This window comes from Methylophaga sp. UBA3192, assembly GCA_002363955.1.
GTDB lineage: Bacteria > Pseudomonadota > Gammaproteobacteria > Nitrosococcales > Methylophagaceae > Methylophaga.
In genome coordinates this window covers 349,543-366,928 of the sequence record DEXE01000003.1, presented here as the reverse complement: position 1 = coordinate 366,928, position 17,386 = coordinate 349,543, and the positions used below count along the sequence as shown (strand labels likewise).

The following is a 17,386-nucleotide window of genomic DNA, read 5'->3' as shown; positions in this document are numbered from 1 at the left end:
CCGGCATACCGTCCATCCGTGGATATAAGTGTTGCATTTTCAGCCACAATCCGCAGGGCTGGGACTATTTTTCCGCCCCACGGCGTTGGAAATGACTTATGTAGAACAATACATCGCATCATTTCCGCCTTGTTGGACGGAAAAATAGCCTCCAGCAGTGCTGGCTATGAAAGATAAACAAGCCCTAGTATCAAAAGCATTAAAAACTCAGACCTTGAACGAGCCTAACTGTTGTTTCAGAGTATTGGCAGCGTCGTCCAGCTCATTGCCAACCCGGCTCAGCTGAAGAGCTCCCTCGGTTGTATGCCCGACCAGTTGGGAGATCTTAGTGAGATTTTTACTGACATCTTCACATACAGCACTTTGCTCTTCAGTGGCTGAAGCAATCTGAAATGTCATTTCCGTCACTTCCTTGATGGCTTGCTGAATATCCTGCAGTGCCGATTCTGCTGCACGAGCAAGATCAACCGTTTCCGTCACCTGCTGCCCGCTCTGGTGCATTGCTGCCGAAGCCTGACGACTCCCCTGTTGCAGTACACTGAGCTTTTCATGAATATCCACAGTGGCATCCTGCGTCCGGCTAGCCAAGGCCCGCACTTCATCTGCAACAACAGCAAAGCCGCGCCCTTTTTCGCCGGCCCGGGCAGCTTCAATCGCTGCGTTAAGTGCCAGCAGATTGGTCTGTTCAGCAATGCCCTGAATGACTGACAAAATGCTGACAATAGCTTCACTGTTTTTTTCCAGCTCCAACATGGCTGATTCCGATTCCTGCACACTGGAACTGACCGAATGAATCGACTCTGAAGTTCGTTTCACCAGTCCCGCGCCGGACTGTGAAGAGTCATTGGCTTTGCTGACAAATTGTGATGTGCGATCCGCATTGCCGGCTATCTGCTGTGCTGAAGCAGCCATTTCCGTAACGGCAGAAACCATTTCTTCAAGCAACTGCTGTTGCTGAACCATCTGAGATCGCGTCTGTTCACTGATTTGGCGACCTTCTGCAGACAGTTCACTGACATTTTCGCCCAGCGGAATTAATTGCTGGATCAGCTTGCGCAGTTTGCCAATAAAGATATTAAGGAATCCGGATAACTTACCGGTCTCGTCCTGGCGTTGGATATCAAGCTGCTGAGTCAGATCACCTTCACCTTCAGCAATTGATGCAACCAATGTAGTCATTTTTGAAAGTGGTTGGATACTGCTGCGCGCCACCAGCCACACAATACCGACCCCAATCAGTGCCAGAAGCAAGCCCAGCACACTGGTACTGACGATAAAGTTTCTTTGCGCACTCTCAAGAAATTGTTCCTGCTCCGCAACGGCAGCCAGTACCTGTGCCTCAGGAACTGCCAGATAAGTCACCCAACCTTGCTGGTTACCGGGCATAGTAAATGGGCTCAGCACGATAAACTGATCTTGCTGCTGCAAAATCTGGCTTTGGCCTGACTTGCCAACGGCGAGAAGCGCTTCTCTGAGACTGTTATCCAAAACACTGAGATTCTGACCGATCATTTCTGGCTGCTGGCTATGTCCGGCAATAACGCCCCGCGGACTGACCAGCAAAGTTTGACCAGCTCCCTGATAAAGAGAAGCAGCGACATCAGTGATCACTGATTGCAAAAAAGCAGCAGAAATATCGATACCACTAATGCCGATAAAGCGACCAGCATTAATTACCGGTGCAACCAGACTGGTCAACAGAACCTGCTCACCATCAATTGGATACAAGTAGGGGTCAATGACACAGCTACCACTGCTATCTTTGGAACAAAGATAATATTCGCCTGCTCTTACGCCATTGTCATCAACAGTAGCATCTTCCAACCCTTCGAGATTTTCCACTACAAAAGTGTCAGATTCTGAACGCACAACATAGGGCAGGAACCGTCCACGGCTATCACTGCCCAAAGTTTCACGGAACAAGAAGTCACTGCCGTCTATTGCATTTGGTTCAAATGCGACATAGGCACCCAAAAAATCCGTATTCAGGGCCAGAGTTTGCTCAAGCATTCTGACCGCAAGACTGCGTTTATCATCAATTTCCGAATCGTTTACGACTGCCTGCATCACAGCCGCATTCGCCTGAGCCGTATTCAGCGCTCTTTCAAGTGGCATACGCAACTGTGCTGAAGTATCTTGAGCCAAAACCTGTAAATAATCCTGGGCCTGTTGCTCAGTGACCTCCCGGCTATGCTCAGAAAGACTCTTTTTGATTGAACTGAACTGCCATACGCCAACCAGCGCAGTAACCAGTACGACGGTCAATAAACTGAGGCCAGCCCAAAGACTAAAGCGCTGTTGAATAGAAAGATGCATCTTTATCTCCATTATCAGGGAACCGGAATTACCGGCATACCATTTAAATTGCAATCTGATTTCAGACTACAACAATCGTATTCACTGAACAGCCGAAAATTGCCAGTGCTGACAATCGGTTCCGGCTTTACCCCTGTCCGGTGATAGCATCACAATTTAGCAGCTTCGCTATAGGCTTGAGATTGGCCGTATATACTTGTTGAGACTGTAAGTTCGCGCAGACTTTGCCAGATTTCTTTCAGGCACGCAATGGAGAAAAGATCAATAATCTGCTTTGATTGGCAAAAACTTACATTTCTGATGTATCTGAAAAGTTGAAACGACCAGTTTCTTCTATGGTTTGATATGGTAATAGCCCTCCCATATCCAGTCTGGCCTTAAATGTATAAGCAAAACCATTGTTCTGACCAGTTAATAACCGGTTGATTAATCGCGCACTGCCCAGTAAATTCGGGCTGGCCTCGATAGTGAAATCAGCCATGCCATAGCCTGGAACTGTCGGCAAATCCGGCGTTGCACCACTTAATACACGATTATTTTCCACCTCAACAGAATAACTCATCCCCTTCAAAGACAAAGTGCCGCGATTAGGGTTGATGATCTGTAATCCGATAATAAATCGCGGTGACAGACCATTGGATTCTGGCGCCAGAGAAAAAGACGTGATGTTCACCTGAGGCTTTTCATAATTTGGTGACCAGCTGGCACACCCCATCATGGATATTATTGTTATCAGACATAATATTCTTAACAGGGGCATTTGATTTCCAATCTGGAGGGAGGTATTCAGTCTAAACTGAAATCGTTAGTAATGATGGAAAAAAGCGCAGCAGTGGCTTTCATTGACAAGCAATATCAAGAAATATTGCCCGTTTAAAACAACTGCCGCGCTATTAAGAACGGGATTGTGAGATCAACAGACCCAGTGTATTTATTGGCCACGTTTCTGTACTGGCTCGACTTCATCCATTTCATGAGCAGGATGCATCGCATTTCCGGATTCCCGGGCATCCAGGCGATTTTCCTGATAATCATCTTTCGATTCTTTATTGACACGTTCTGCAGCCTCACCCATATCATGTGCTGGATGATTACCCTCCGATGATTTATCTGCCGGGTTATTGGCAGCTTTTTCTTTCTTCCATTGATAATCTGCTTGTTGCTCTATCTCAGCAGCTTTAGAAGATACTGACTCATCCATTTCATGGGCAGGATGTTTGCCAGTATCATCATTAGCAGCTAACGCAGTGGTGCTGGCAAAAAGTGTCGTCAGGGCAACTGTGTAAAAACATTGTTTAAACATGGTAGCCTCCTTTAATTATGGTTAGAAACAACTCAAACAAAATGGCTTTTCACCATTTGATGTTATGTCCACCCTAACGAATATCCCCGACGACATCAAATCACCGAAAAAACCATTAAACCCATTTTAAATCATATAGTTATGATTTTATTTAGGCGTAATTCAGTATTCTGACCAGACATGATGTGAAAAACTTCCTGCCCCAAGGTAATCAGCCATTTTGCTTTATAATCCCGCCCCTAAGCCGCTTCACGCTGCGTTGAGATAAAACGATTTACACCATTGATAATGGCTTTTATCGCTGCTCGGCTGATATTTTTATCTTGCCCGACACCAAAAACCGGGCCGGCATTACCGACTTTGATTTCAACATAACTCACTGCAATCGCATCTGAACCGCTACCGATACCGTGCTCATGATAATCAACAACGGTTATAGCCTGTTGAATATGACTGGATAATGCTTTTGCAACGGCATCAACGGGTCCCGTACCTTTTGCTTTAAGCTTAAAAGATGTTGTGCCGTGATCCAACTGTAATTCAGCCGCGACACTGTCCTGAGATTCATCCATTAAACTACTGCTTGTAAATTGATAGGGTGCATTTACGCTGAGATAAATTTCATCAAATAAATTCACAATACCAGCAGCATTAATTTCCTTACCGCTGCTGTCGCTGATGTTTTGCACGATTTTGCTGAACTCAATTTGCAAACGACGTGGCAGTTCGAAACCGGAATGTTGCTGTAACAGGAAGCTGACTCCCCCCTTACCGGATTGACTGTTGACTCTGACCACAGCATCGTAGCTACGATTTAAATCTGCAGGATCAACAGGCAAATACGGCACCTCCCAAAAACCATCGGGATCCTGTTTTGCAAAACCTTTTTTAATCGCATCCTGGTGCGAACCGGAAAACGCAGTAAACACCAATTCACCGGCATAAGGGTGGCGTGGATGGACAGGTAACTGTGTGCATTCTTCGGCCAATTGGCGGATCTGATCCATCTGACTGAAATCCAAGCCGGGATCGATACCCTGCGAATATAAATTCAATGCCAAGGTCACTAAGTCGACATTACCGGTTCGCTCGCCATTACCAAACAAACAGCCTTCCACGCGATCGGCACCGGCCATTACGGCCAGTTCCGCTGCAGCAACGGCCGTACCGCGATCATTATGCGGATGCACACTCAAAATAATGCTGTCGCGATGATTCAAGTTGCGATGCATCCACTCAATCTGATCGGCATAGGTATTGGGTGTTGACATCTCCACCGTGGCTGGCAAATTGATAATCATTTTGTTTTCAACTGTTGGCTGCCAGATGGCTGATACCGCGTCACACACTTCCTTGGCAAATTCCACTTCGGTGCTGGAAAACACCTCGGGAGAATATTGATAAACCCATTGGGTTTCCGGGTGTTGATCAGTTAACGCCTTCACCCATCGCGTGCCGCGTTCAGCAATCTCTTTCACACCGGCTTTATCGGTGTTGTAAACAATTTTGCGAAACCCTGGCGCGATTGGATTGTACATATGCAAAATAGCCCGGCGAGCACCTTTCAATGATTCAACTGTACGTTCAATCAAATCCTGACGGGCTTGGGTTAACACCTCTATCGTCACATCGTCCGGGATCAGATTTTCTTCGATCAAGCGACGTACCAGATTAAAGTCGGTGTCAGAAGCTGACGGAAATCCCACTTCAATTTCCTTGAAGCCCATTCCCACCAAGGCTTTGAAATAGCGGATTTTGGTCTCGACCGACATCGGATCAATCAGCGCCTGATTGCCATCACGCAGATCGGTGCTCATCCAGATAGGCGCCTTTTCAATCACCTGGTTCGGCCATTGTCGATCCGGCAATTGAATTGGCTCAAAGCGCCGATACTTTTGAGCGGGATTAGCAATCATCTTCTGACTCCTGAGTCTGTATAAAAAATAAGTTGCCTGATGGCGTATAACGTTAATAACGCTTCCGGCAGGTTTATTTAACAATGGCTGAAGGATTTCCAGTCCCTTTTTCAGTTTCCGCCGCTCACTTATGATGAACTTGAGATAACTGCGTTAAACAAAGCTTGTGGCTCATAACGCTACCGGTTCAGGCATGTGGAACAGTATAGATAAACAGCGGCAGAATTAAATTGCTAAAGTTGCATCAAAATATGGTCATATAACATTTTATTGCTGATAAATATATTTTTTAAGCATAAAATGCCTTTAATACATTTTATTGGAGTAAATAATGACTGAAAAACTGGATCGCTATGATCAGATGATTCTCGATATCCTGCAAAAACAGGGACGAATTTCTAATCAGGAGTTGGCGGAGGCCATTAACCTGTCTCCTTCCCCCACCTTAAGACGCGTTAAGCAGTTGGAAGAGAATGGGTTAATTGATGGTTATGTGGCGTTATTGAACGCACGCAAACTCGGGCTGACGTTGATGGCCTTTATTGGCATCAGCATGGATAAACACACTCCGGAACGTTTCAGCGGTCTGGAGGAAAAACTTGCCGGCTATCCGGAAGTGTTGGAATGCCACTTAATTACCGGCCAGACAGCTGATTATTTGTTAAAAGTCATCGTCAGGGATATGGATGCCTATCAACAGTTTCTATTGCAGAAACTGACACGAATTGAGGGTGTAACCGGTGTACATACCTCGTTTGTAATGAAGTCACCGATTAACTCTACCGCGTTACCATTAAACTGATTTCCCGTTGTGTTATTCAGGAGTTGTCTAAATGCTTTCGAATCGACTGCAACTCAAGCCGGTGAGCATCAGTCGCCTGGGGATAGGCCAATGGCAGATCAGTTAACGTTTTTAAAAAGATTTCCGAAATAATTAACCGGGCATTTTGTTTGTCATCGGCTGGCACGATGTACCACGGCGCATCTTTGGTCGTTGTTGCATTGATACAGTCTTCATACGCTCTGGTATAGTCATCCCAGTATTCACGTTGCTCAATATCCGCTGTGGTCAGCTTCCAGTTTTTATCCGGATCATCAATACGCTGCATGAACCGCCTGGCTTGTTCATCTTTGGATTGATGCAAAAAGAACTTGATGATCCGGGTGCCACTGCGTTGCAAATGGGCTTCGTGCTCCACAATAGAACGATAGCGATCACGCCAAAAAGCTTGTTTGGGCGGCAATTGTTCCGGCAAACGTTGATTCATCAGAAAGTCAGGATGCACTTTTACAATCAGCACTTCTTCGTAATATGAGCGATTGAATATACCGATTCGACCTCGTTCAGGCAGACACCTTACAGTACGCCACAAAAAATCATGTTCGAGCTCATTGTTACTGGGTTGTTTGAAACTGAACACCTGAAACCCCTGCGGGTTAATTCCCGACATGACATGGCGAATCGCCCCATCCTTTCCAGCAGCATCCATACCTTGAAAAATCAGTAAAACAGCATATCGATTATCGGCATACAGCTTGTGCTGTAATTCACTTAAGGCATCAACATTCTTTTTAAGCAATTTTTGATACTGCTTTTTTGATGAATAGAGTGGCTCAACAGATGTGGGGCTTTTCGTTAATTTAATCCTGCTGTCCGGGAGCGCCTGAAAATCGCTGATAGAAAACTTCATCATTTTTGCCTTTATAGGTTTTGTCATTTATTAAACGCATGAAAATCTCAAAGGACAAATTACAAATTATTCAGGGAAGTCCTTATTGACCTGCCAAAGTCCATCAGCAAAATATTCTTGCGAATCCTGCCAGTTTTTCAGTACGGTAAAGCCGGTCTCATTAGCCAGTTTCTGCATGTCGGATAAAAGATATTTATGGGAAAGCTCCAGATGAATGGCTTCATAGGCATCAAATTCAAAGGTCTTTTCCAGCGCACCGATATGTACTTGCTGCGGCTCAATCGACACCAGATAACTTTCCATTGCACCATGGCGTGGATTGTACATTCCATGGTGGGTAAAACGTGTTAAATCAAATTCTCCCTCCAGCTCGTTATTAATACGCGTCAATATATTCAGATTAAATGCTCGGGTCACACCTTGTTTATCATTATAGGCTTTGGTTAAGACGTCGATATCTTTTTTCAGATCAAAACCAATCAACAATAAATCTTCATGATTCAAACACTTCCATATACTGTGTAAAAAACGTTTAGCGCTGGGAAAATCAAAATTGCCAATATTGGATCCCAGTAATAATACTAACTTGCGACTGTCGGAAATGCCTTCCAAATGACGGATACTGGCAAAATAATCACCGACAATGCCATGCGTAACCAATGAAGGATGAGAGAGGTTCAATGAGCTGACCAGATCCGCCATAGCCGTTTCCGAAATATCTATCGGAACATAGGAAAACTGATGGGTGGTTTGTAACATCTGGTTTAGCAACACCTTGGTTTTACGTCCATCCCCGGCACCCAGCTCAACGATTTCAAAGGGATCATCGGCGATAAAATCAGCAATCTCGCCCCCCACCTTATTAAGAATCTCAAACTCACAACGGGTAGGATAATACTCTTCCAGTTCTGTGATTTGCTCAAATAACCGACTGCCATGGGCATCATAAAAATATTTGCTGGGCAGAGATTTTGAAGGCGCGGAAAATCCCATCAACACATCAAAGGCAAACTGTTCTTTCAAGGCATCCTGTGTTTGATCCCGTAAGGAATCTAATACCAGATAGGTCATTACAAATCTCTTGCCAATCGAATACCAGTAAATGCCCAGCGATCTGATGGGCGATAAAAATTTCGATAGCTGGCGCGCATATGATGTTTTGGAGTCGCAACAGATCCACCTTTCAAAACATATTGGTTTGCCATAAATTTACCATTATATTCACCCAGAGCCGTATTAGTGGTTTTGAATCCAGGATAAGGTGCATAAGCACTGTTGGTCCATTGCCAGAGCAGACCGGTATCAAACGCATCACAGGCTCTTTCCGGTGAGGGATAAACCGTTTCATCAGGATCCCAGAAAGCCGTTTCTTTCTCAAACAATGCTTTATCTTTTGAGCAGTACGCCTCCAGTTCAAACTCGGTGGGTAACCTTGCGCCCAACCAGCGCGCATAGGCATCTGCCTCATAAAAACTGATATGGCTGACAGGTAAATTAGGATTTAATGGCTCTAATCCACTCAGATGATATTCGTCCCAGTGATGATTCTGTTTACGCCAGTACAATGGATGGCAGATCTGGTTTTGCTGCACCCAGTCCCAGCCATCACTTAACCAAAGTTCTGGTCGACGGTAGCCACCATCCGTCATAAAATCCATATACTCGCCGTTATTAATCAATCGATCAGCTAACTGAAAACCACTTATCCAGCGTCTGTGACGAGGACGTTCATTATCATAGGAAAACCCGGTCAGACGGGCTCCAAACAAGGAAATATTTTCTGTCGACTCTAACCAGCCCAGTGCCCTTGCAGGAAGCAGAAGTTTATCTGCATCGGCAGCTTGCTGATACGCCTCGGGCCAGGGCTGGTTGCCCAGAATAAATTTAATATCCATCAACAGCAGTTCCTGATGCTGTTGCTCATGCTGTATTCCGACAGCAAGAACTTCCAACTGCTGTTTAGAAAGCGAATTCGATTCAAAAAGCGCCACAATGGCTTCCGTAATCCGATGACGATAACTCATGATTTCTTTAACCGTCGGACGCGACAGCTGACCTCGGCTGGACTGTAACCAATGAGATCCCAGACTCTTATAATAGGAGTTAAATAAAAAATGATATTGCGGTGATTTACTGGTCTGAGCCAGATTCAGCGGTTCCAGAATGAAGCAGTCAAAAAACCACGAAGTATGCGCCAGATGCCATTTTGGAGGGCTGACAAATGCCGCCGGTTGCACCACTTGATCTTCAATTTCCAGTTTGGCGCAAATTTGTTCAGTCTGCTGGCGTACTTCTACAAATAACTGTTGTAGGGAGGAAAGAAGATCTTCAGTCATCTCACCCCTGAACGTTCGGTTTGTTGCTTGCTTATTCGTTGTCATTGATTCAACTCCATATCTGGGGTTTATCAATCACCTGACCGGTTTGAAGTCGGTGAGCAGTTTAACTTTTATACCGAAGAGCGAAGCCATAAACGGCTTCACTCAACAGCCTGTTAATTCACAACAGAATCGCCAATATAATGATAATGGGAATGGGGACACCTAAAAACCATAAAAGAATGGATCGCATGTTATTTCTCCCTGATAAAGACTGTCTGACATTACGCTGAATGATTAATGGATAACTGAATCACGTTGGCGACCACCTATTGTCGCCATAAAGCTGGCGATATACGCGCCAATCAATAACGCGATAAAAATCCATAGCGAGGCAAAGGTAGCCCCTTCCAATGCGGCATCAGCTGCTTCACGCGCGGCCTGTTCAGCGTCGGCAGCCGCTTGCTGAGCTCGATCGACTACCGCATTGACACGTTGCCCGGCCTCGCCTTCATCCAGTTCAGTATAGTTAGCGACTAACCCCACAATATATTGTTTATCATCTTCATTTAGCTCCCCGTCACGCAAGGCCTGAACGATAATATTGGATATTTCATCACGAACCTCGCCGTCTGCATGTTGTGCGACTTCCGCGCCAGGAGCGGTACGCAAAAGTGCATCCGTAAAGTAATCGGATGAGTCAGACACAGCTTTACTGATTGCAGGCATTGCTGAGGTTGCACCTTGTGCCACTGAAGCGCCAGCTTTGGCAGTACCACTAATCACCGCGCCCACACTGGAAAGAATTAAGACCGCGACCAGAAGCGTTGCCACAGCCCAACTGATCAGGCCATGTGCTGTGTCACGAAAATAGACTTCATCAATATTAATATCAGTCCATCGGGTTCTTAATCGACCGGCTATATAGCCACCCAATCCAGCGGAAACAAGTTGTGTTACCGTCAGCCAGATAATCGTTGACCAGCCAATGGTTTGCATACTCACACCTTCATTCTGCCAGGGCGAAATCACTGAAAAGCCTAATCCAAAACCTAAAATTAACATGATGAGAGTTATGGCCGCAGCGCTGACCGCTCCGGCAAAAATAGCTGCCCATGACACGCTGCTGTTGCTGTTTTCTGAGAGAGTTTCCATATCGCGTTCCTTTTAATTTGCTTTCAAATCCGGATTTGTTTTTTTTGAGGAAAATCACTTAGGCATTAGTTGCCCAGAAATTAACTTTTTTAAACGCCTGAATGACATTCAGGCAATTGAATAAAACAGAATTACAACGAATACTTTTCGACGTTTCCAAGTGTTGGAATAGCACTTTAGTTACTGTGCTGAGAGCGCTTTCAAAGATACAGTGAGGTTCAAGGTAACAACCTAATATACTGGCAGATATTACATAGGTTAAAGTTCACGAAAAATAATCATCCAGCGAGACTTCGGTGATCATTTCTGTGCCGTTAATGGTCAGGAATGACTCAGCAACAGATGGCTGAACAGGGCCAGACAAAAGCCGAAAACAGCTCCCAATGGTGGTGCCCAGTGTCTGGCGAGTTTTGATTGTGGGGCAATGTCCTGAAACACCAGATACAGAATGCCACCTGAGGCAAACAGCATAATCGCCCCGAGAATGGCGGGATGTTCAGATAAAAAGAAATATCCCGCCAATCCGGCTACCGGACCAAGCACAACAAACAATGTCATCTTGCCCAGTACATTGCCATGCCTGTTGTGCTGTTTCAGCTCACGATAGGCGTTAAAACCTTCGGGGAGATTCTGTAACCCTATCAACAATGCCAGTAAAGGTCCTGAAGCCGGGTTCAATGCCATCAACCCGCCTAACGCGATCGCTTCTGGCACATAATCCAATATCATGCCCAATAGTTGGGGAGATTCATTTTTGTGGAAACCGAGCAACCGTTCTATATAGAAAAAAATCAACCCGCCAGCGACAATAAACAAAATACCCCAAACTGAATCTCCCATATTCTCTATGCCTTCGGGAACCAGCACCAGCATCACCGCACCCAGCAAAATGCCGCCTCCCAAAGCGATAATAAAATGTCTTAATTCTTTTTCCAGCCATTGCGAATGTATCCGCTCAAAACTGGCCACAAAACCACCGACAGGGATGCAGATACCCGCGGCCATCGTGAGTAATACAATCTGTAAAACGGGTGAGTTATCCATTGGTGACCTTCATTACTTGCTGAGAATGCTGTTTATTAATGCATTCGATGTTAGATAAATTGACTGCACCTTTCCAAGCTGAATTTGAATATTTAAATCATTCATTAATCAGCACTTTTATCACATCCACATGTCAATCATTGAAACGCATCACCCAAAAAGCATGGAGAACGAACATGACAACACTCAAACAGGCAACTCAATTTCATCGCTTTATAGCCTATTTTCTGACAACAGTAACAGGGCTCATCCTCGGCGACGTGGCTATGGCTGACTCACCGAACGATAAAAATATCGTAAAAGAAGCTGACAGAGTTTCCCTGAATTTCCGCGAGTGGCGTGTTGAATGGAAAAATACCCGGCCACGGGATCCGTATGTCAGTCCCGATGGCAGCGTCTGGTTTGTCGGACAGGTGGGTGATTATGTGGCGAGACTGGATCCGCAAACCGGTGAAATGCAGCGTTTCGACATTCCTAAAGCAGGCCCGCATACCGTGATTGTCGATGCTGAGGGTTATCCCTGGTATGCCGGTAATAAAGACCGGCATATCGGCCGTCTGGATCCAGATACCGGTGATGTGACTCGTTTTGATATGCCAAAGGGTGTTAATGACCCGCACACAATGGATTGGACTTCAGATGGCAATATCTGGTTTACCGTGCAGCGTTCTGGCCAGGCCGGTTTTATCGGTAAATTAGCCACCGACTCAGGTGAGTTGGAAATTATTGAAGTCCCCGGAAACAATATGCGGCCTTACGGATTGGTTGTGGATAAGCAGAATCGTCCATGGATTGCCTTTATGGGCAGCAATGCCATCGGCACAGTGGATCCAAAGTCCATGCAACTCGATATCATTAACACCCCTGATGAAGAAAGTATTATCCGTCGAATTGGTCTGACATCAGATGGCCGTGTCTGGTGGGTGGATGCAGGTGTTGGTTATGTGGGCGTCTATAACCCGCAAGATGAATCCATGCAGCAATGGCGGACTCCGGGAGGCGAAGCCGCAGGCTTGTATGCGATGACCGTCGATAACCAGGATCGAATCTGGTACGTGGAAACAGGGTTACAACCAAACCGGTTTATCGGTTTTGATAGCAAAACCGAACAATTTATAGCGATAGATGAAGTTCCATCAGGCGGTCAGACTGTGCGGCATATGGTGTTTGACGAAACCAGCAATGCCATCTGGTTTGGCACCGATGCACATACCATTGGCCGTGCAGTGGTACCGGATTAACAGTCATAAAAGTACCAATTTATTATCTGCCAGAAAAATACGGTGGCCGGCTTTTCTCAGATTTGAATTAAAGTAAATTGGAGAAAATAACCCAGGCAGTCAGGCCTGTCAGAATAAATGACAACAATGCGAGCAGGCCGTCTCTGGCTATCAGCGCCAGGCCAAAAGCAACCAGGGCGATACCGGCTGCGTTGGCGCTGAAAGGGATGACTTCCATAAACGGTAGCATGACTGCAATCAAAATACAGACACTGGCTATCGCAAATTTGGCGGTCCCATTAACAAAGATCAACAAACGTGGTCGTATCAGTTTATCGATAAAGTGAGCAGGTCTTCGCAACCATCTCACAGCCTTTAATAACTTGTCACCAGGAACAGCACGTTGTAATAACCATTTTGGTAACCAGAAGTGTTCCTGCCCCGTCAATAACTGTATGGCGACTAAAAAGATAAACACGCCCATGATACTTGGAACCCCGGGGATATCGCCAATAACCGGTGCTAATATAATCAAGCCAGCCAAAAGCAACAGTGGTCCAAAAGAACGACGGCCTATCATATCCATAATAAGGTCAATCGAAACGTTTTGATTGGGCCTTTGCTCAGCCGCTTCACCAATACAATCAAACAATTCTTCGAGATCGGTTACCGGATGATTCTTACCCATCATTAGTTACCTGCTTAAAGGAAAAAGATGCTTTGGCACCCACCACAAAAACACCATCATGGCGATCAACTCGACTAATGATTGAAACACAATGACCACGACTGCCAGCTCATATGAAGCGGGCAACGCCAGGGCAATGGGTAACATCACAAAAGAATTACGGGTGCCAAAGCTGAATGCAAGTACCCTACCCTGCCGTGATGAAAGTTTAAATAACCTGGATAAAAGCCTGGCCATTACGGCCGTAATAGCCAGGAACAACAAAAATATTACTGATAAGTGGAATAATAAGCTGACGGACTGCAGCACGATAATGACTTGCGATATCGCAATAATAAACATCACCATGGCTAATAACAGCACCGGAAACCATGCCAGAAAATTGATTACCCGCTCACCATTATCCTGCTTCGCTAACCATTTTTGAGTCAGAAATGCCAGCATCAATGGCACGATAATCAAACTGAAAAATGCCCAAACCATCTCACCCTGTGCCAGATTCAGATGAAACTCATCACCGAGAAACAGCCAGAGATAGAATGGTAACAACAGGATTTGCAACAGCAGGCTTATCGGGGCAAAAGTGATTGCCAGTCTGGTATCACCACCGCCAAGCTGAGTAAAGGTAATAAACCAATCCGTGCACGGCACCAATAACACTAATAAAATACCCAGTTTTACAGCGGGGTCATCGGGAGCGACCAGCAGCAGACAGGCGACTGCAAGAGGAATCAACACAAAATTCCCCAGAATGGCTGCCAGTAGTACTTCAGGTTTGTAAAAAGCGTCCCGCAGATGCGTTAATGGAACCTGGGTAAACGTTGTATACATCAAGGCCGCTAATAACGGCCATACGACGATTTCCAACCGGCCACCCATCTCTGGCACCATAACACCCAAAATCAACCCAAGTAACACGGCCAACAGATAAATAAACAGCTGATTTTTTTCCAGAGACAGATGTGTCAATGATGGGATCCTTGCAGATAAAATAAAAAGCCCGAAATTATTATTTCAGTCGCCCGGGGTTTATGCTGTTTTTTCTTTTCCTGATTAACTGAAGTTAACGAACCTCGCTACCTGATGCTTTATAACTGGCAACATGGTAAACCGTATCTGCGCTTTGATGCTGAAGATGACAGAGCCAATTCACTACGTTTTTTCAACAAAGGATTTATCGATGCAACATATTTTCGGCAAAACAGTTCTTCCTACCCTCTTATCACTGTGTTTTATAACCGTGGTGCTTGCCGCTGAAGGTGAAGGTAAACAAGTCGTCATTGACAGTAAAGAGGGTAAAGAAAAAGTGACCATTGAAGAGTCACAAACAGGTGATCAATCAGGAGCTGGCACCGCTGTCACTGATGATCCGGTGGATGATCATAAAACGACTGATGAAGATGACAACACCGATAAGCCCAAATATCAGGAATAATGACACCTGTTATCAGATTAATTGACTAATGTCGGCCAGCCGTCGTTCTGCTCCAGAAACTGCAGCAGATTTTTAGGGCGATACGCCTCATCGTTATCCCAACGTTGTTTCACAGTCTGATGAATTAATACCTCACTTTTATTATGGTTTATAGGGCGATATAAAGGCCTTTTCGAACGATATATATGTTTACGTGAGTTATGCAAAGTCGCATCATAACGGCCATTCAAACTGCTTTTAAGATGCGTTTCGAGCACTAATCCAGCTTCAGCTGCCTGCTGCATCATCCATTCAAGTGGAATATCGGATAACAAGCCACCGGTTTCTTTATCCGGCGCATAACTCCCGCCAATATTGCTGTGTACACCGGCAAACCACACCTGTTTGAGATCCAGCTTTTCCCGCGGATCCCAGATGGTCGGTTCAAAATCTGAACGCACTTCATCGATCGCCATCGCATGTCGGGCAATATCGACATTAGGGCCGATTTTGGTATCGTAAAATTCGTCTTTTTTGTTCAATAAACCGAGAAAAGATATCGGAATACCTAATGCACCAACGGTATCCCATACGCCAACAAATTTAATCTGACGACTTTTATGTGAATGCGCTTCACGAAAAGCAATCGACTTTTTGCCATCCGGTGCGTAACTGTAACCGGGTTTTTTGTAATGCTCGAATGCCGCTTCAATCAGTCTGGCATCCGGTCGTTTGAGAATGCCGCAGTTATAAATCAAACCACTTAAACTGCGAACGGTGTAAGCGCCACGGCTAAAGCCAAACAGAAAAATCTCATCGCCCGGCTGGTAGTTCTGAACAATATAACGGTAATCGTCCATGATGTTTTTATTCAGGCCCTTGCCGGTGGTACCACCGAGCACCTGTTCATAATAAGAGCCGATTCCCCAGTCGTAAAATACCTGCTGCGTGATGCCATCAGACCCTCTCGGATCAATCGAACGCGCCATTCGAAGTACGTTGGTGGGGAAATCTTTGGCCAGATCCTTTTCCGGTCTATTCCAGGTACCGTCTGCACAAACTACTATCCGCTTTGTCATCAGCGTGCTCCGTCGGTCGTTTTATCCGGCAGCAAAGCGTTAGCTTACAGCTTTCATATCAGGCTCTCTGCCCAGAACATCAGTTGTGACAGTAAACCTGAATCATTTCAGAAACAATACCTTAACCAGTCATCTTTGAGGATTATGCTTTTTCTTCTGCCTCTTCTTCGGCTTCTTCCTCTGTACTTTTGCCTTTGCCCGAAAAGTCTTCGGTAAACACCTCGGACAGAATCAGCTGTTCAATATAACTGCGCTGAGAAGCCCGTACCGGGAAACGCACCACCAGATGAATTTCTGCAGCGGTAGGAACCTGAATCGTGACACGAGGATCAACCGAACTCGCATCCAACCCACGTTCATCACTCAGTTTCTGCATATAGATACGGGCATTTTCCAGATAGGGCTGACAATGTTTTGCAGCCGCCGACAATAAGGCCTGTTGGGCAGTTTGCCATTTATCCGTGCGTTTGAATGGCACGGTAAAAACATGCAGGACATATTGCCGGGTATAACTTTCATTTATGACAGGCTCGGAGACAAATAACGCATTGGGAATAACGGCCATACGTCCCGTACGTTGATGAGTAAGCTTTCCGGGACCCACTTCCAGAATGGTGGTCGCTAATAAGGTTTGATCAATAACGTCGCCACGGAAATCCTTGATTTGAATACGATCGCCAATATTAAACGAACCAGCACCGGTTTTCAGTAATGACCCCGTTACACACAAAATCAGTTCCTTGGTGGCCACTACAAAGGCTACGGCAATGGCAACCACCGATAACGCCAGCGTTCTGAGTTCTTCGCCCCAGATTAATATGAGCCCGAGAATGAAAATGAGAATAATGCCGTTGCGGGTCTGAACCAGCCATTTGCGACGTAATTCTGTGGAATCAATGGTTCGACGAATAAACCGGGAAGCAACAGAATTTAATACCAGCATCACCAGAAGCAGGAGAAAAGTGCTGCCAAACAAGCTGATAATCGGAGCAAAAAATGCAAAGGTTTCCTGGGAAATTCCAAGTTTTTCGTTCATTTAAGCAGCCTGTTACTTTAACGTTGAATATAACGTTACCAATAATACCCAAATCTTACACCGGATCATAAGCCGTCAGGATAATGGCATGAATCTAAGGACTTACTGACAATCCTGGGTTTAAGCCGTAAAACGCTTCTTAACCAGCTAAAAAAATATCCTGCGATAGTGACGTATTGGCAGCCCTACGCTTAAAAAGTGCTTTT

16 protein-coding genes are annotated in these 17,386 nt (G+C 45.4%); 3 read left to right on the top strand and 13 right to left on the bottom strand.

Features of this window, described 5'->3' with window-relative positions; all coding sequences use genetic code 11:
• Positions 1-207: 207 nt before the first annotated feature.
• From B2337_RS03355 to leuA, 4 genes are all read right to left on the bottom strand, one after another.
• Entirely contained in the window at positions 208-2,316 is a 2,109-nt protein-coding gene (locus B2337_RS03355; protein WP_292412361.1) for a methyl-accepting chemotaxis protein, read from the bottom strand.
• 289 nt (positions 2,317-2,605) lie between these two features.
• A complete protein-coding gene (locus tag B2337_RS03350) occupies positions 2,606-2,989 on the bottom strand; it encodes an LEA type 2 family protein (protein ID WP_292742487.1) in 384 nt (127 codons plus the stop codon).
• Positions 2,990-3,247: 258 nt separating this feature from the next.
• The gene (locus B2337_RS03345; RefSeq protein WP_292362263.1) at positions 3,248-3,619 is read right to left on the bottom strand and encodes a hypothetical protein; all 372 of its coding nucleotides are present in this window, start codon (positions 3,617-3,619) and stop codon (positions 3,248-3,250) included.
• 239 nt (positions 3,620-3,858) lie between these two features.
• Positions 3,859-5,535, bottom strand: a complete 1,677-nt coding sequence (leuA, locus tag B2337_RS03340) for a 2-isopropylmalate synthase (RefSeq protein WP_292413990.1) — start codon at positions 5,533-5,535, stop codon at positions 3,859-3,861.
• 331 nt (positions 5,536-5,866) lie between these two features.
• Between leuA and B2337_RS03335 the strand changes: the two genes are divergently transcribed.
• Complete coding sequence (locus tag B2337_RS03335; protein WP_292362261.1) at positions 5,867-6,337, top strand: Lrp/AsnC family transcriptional regulator; 471 nt, start codon at positions 5,867-5,869, stop codon at positions 6,335-6,337.
• A gap of 16 nt (positions 6,338-6,353) precedes the next feature.
• Here B2337_RS03335 and B2337_RS03330 read toward each other — a convergent pair whose 3' ends face one another.
• The 5 genes from B2337_RS03330 to B2337_RS03310 form a co-directional block, all read right to left on the bottom strand.
• Positions 6,354-7,181, bottom strand: a complete 828-nt coding sequence (locus tag B2337_RS03330; RefSeq protein ID WP_292362659.1) for an ADP-polyphosphate phosphotransferase — start codon at positions 7,179-7,181, stop codon at positions 6,354-6,356.
• A gap of 111 nt (positions 7,182-7,292) precedes the next feature.
• Positions 7,293-8,297, bottom strand: a complete 1,005-nt coding sequence (gene egtD / locus B2337_RS03325; protein WP_292362260.1) for an L-histidine N(alpha)-methyltransferase — start codon at positions 8,295-8,297, stop codon at positions 7,293-7,295.
• On the bottom strand, positions 8,297-9,562 hold the full coding sequence (egtB, locus tag B2337_RS03320; protein WP_292362259.1) for an ergothioneine biosynthesis protein EgtB: 1,266 nt from the start codon (positions 9,560-9,562) through the stop codon (positions 8,297-8,299). Before egtB ends, egtD begins: the two co-directional genes overlap by 1 nt.
• A 279-nt stretch (positions 9,563-9,841) precedes the next feature.
• Positions 9,842-10,699 carry a hypothetical protein gene (locus tag B2337_RS03315; RefSeq protein ID WP_292413989.1) on the bottom strand — a complete coding sequence of 286 codons (858 nt, stop codon included), beginning with the start codon at positions 10,697-10,699 and terminating at the stop codon, positions 9,842-9,844.
• 321 nt (positions 10,700-11,020) lie between these two features.
• Complete coding sequence (locus B2337_RS03310) at positions 11,021-11,743, bottom strand: ZIP family metal transporter (RefSeq protein WP_292413988.1); 723 nt, start codon at positions 11,741-11,743, stop codon at positions 11,021-11,023.
• Between the two features lie 176 nt (positions 11,744-11,919).
• Between B2337_RS03310 and B2337_RS03305 the strand changes: the two genes are divergently transcribed.
• Positions 11,920-12,984, top strand: a complete 1,065-nt coding sequence (locus tag B2337_RS03305) for a virginiamycin B lyase family protein (protein WP_292413987.1) — start codon at positions 11,920-11,922, stop codon at positions 12,982-12,984.
• A gap of 67 nt (positions 12,985-13,051) precedes the next feature.
• Here B2337_RS03305 and B2337_RS03300 read toward each other — a convergent pair whose 3' ends face one another.
• On the bottom strand, positions 13,052-13,654 hold the full coding sequence (locus B2337_RS03300) for an exopolysaccharide biosynthesis protein (RefSeq protein WP_292363961.1): 603 nt from the start codon (positions 13,652-13,654) through the stop codon (positions 13,052-13,054).
• Positions 13,655-13,657: 3 nt separating this feature from the next.
• Positions 13,658-14,620 (bottom strand): arsenic resistance protein, encoded by a 963-nt coding sequence (locus B2337_RS03295; RefSeq protein ID WP_292413986.1) that lies wholly within the window; start codon positions 14,618-14,620, stop codon positions 13,658-13,660.
• 211 nt (positions 14,621-14,831) lie between these two features.
• Here B2337_RS03295 and B2337_RS03290 point away from each other — a divergent pair, with 211 nt between their 5' ends.
• Positions 14,832-15,086: a hypothetical protein gene (locus tag B2337_RS03290; protein WP_292362253.1), complete on the top strand. Its 255-nt coding sequence runs from the start codon at positions 14,832-14,834 to the stop codon at positions 15,084-15,086.
• A 17-nt stretch (positions 15,087-15,103) separates the two neighbouring features.
• Here the strand turns inward: B2337_RS03290 and B2337_RS03285 are convergent, their stop codons facing one another.
• Positions 15,104-16,144 carry a DUF2235 domain-containing protein gene (locus B2337_RS03285; protein WP_292413985.1) on the bottom strand — a complete coding sequence of 347 codons (1,041 nt, stop codon included), beginning with the start codon at positions 16,142-16,144 and terminating at the stop codon, positions 15,104-15,106.
• A 142-nt stretch (positions 16,145-16,286) separates the two neighbouring features.
• Entirely contained in the window at positions 16,287-17,180 is an 894-nt protein-coding gene (locus B2337_RS03280) for a mechanosensitive ion channel domain-containing protein (RefSeq protein WP_292362251.1), read from the bottom strand.
• Between the last annotated feature and the right edge of the window lie 206 nt (positions 17,181-17,386).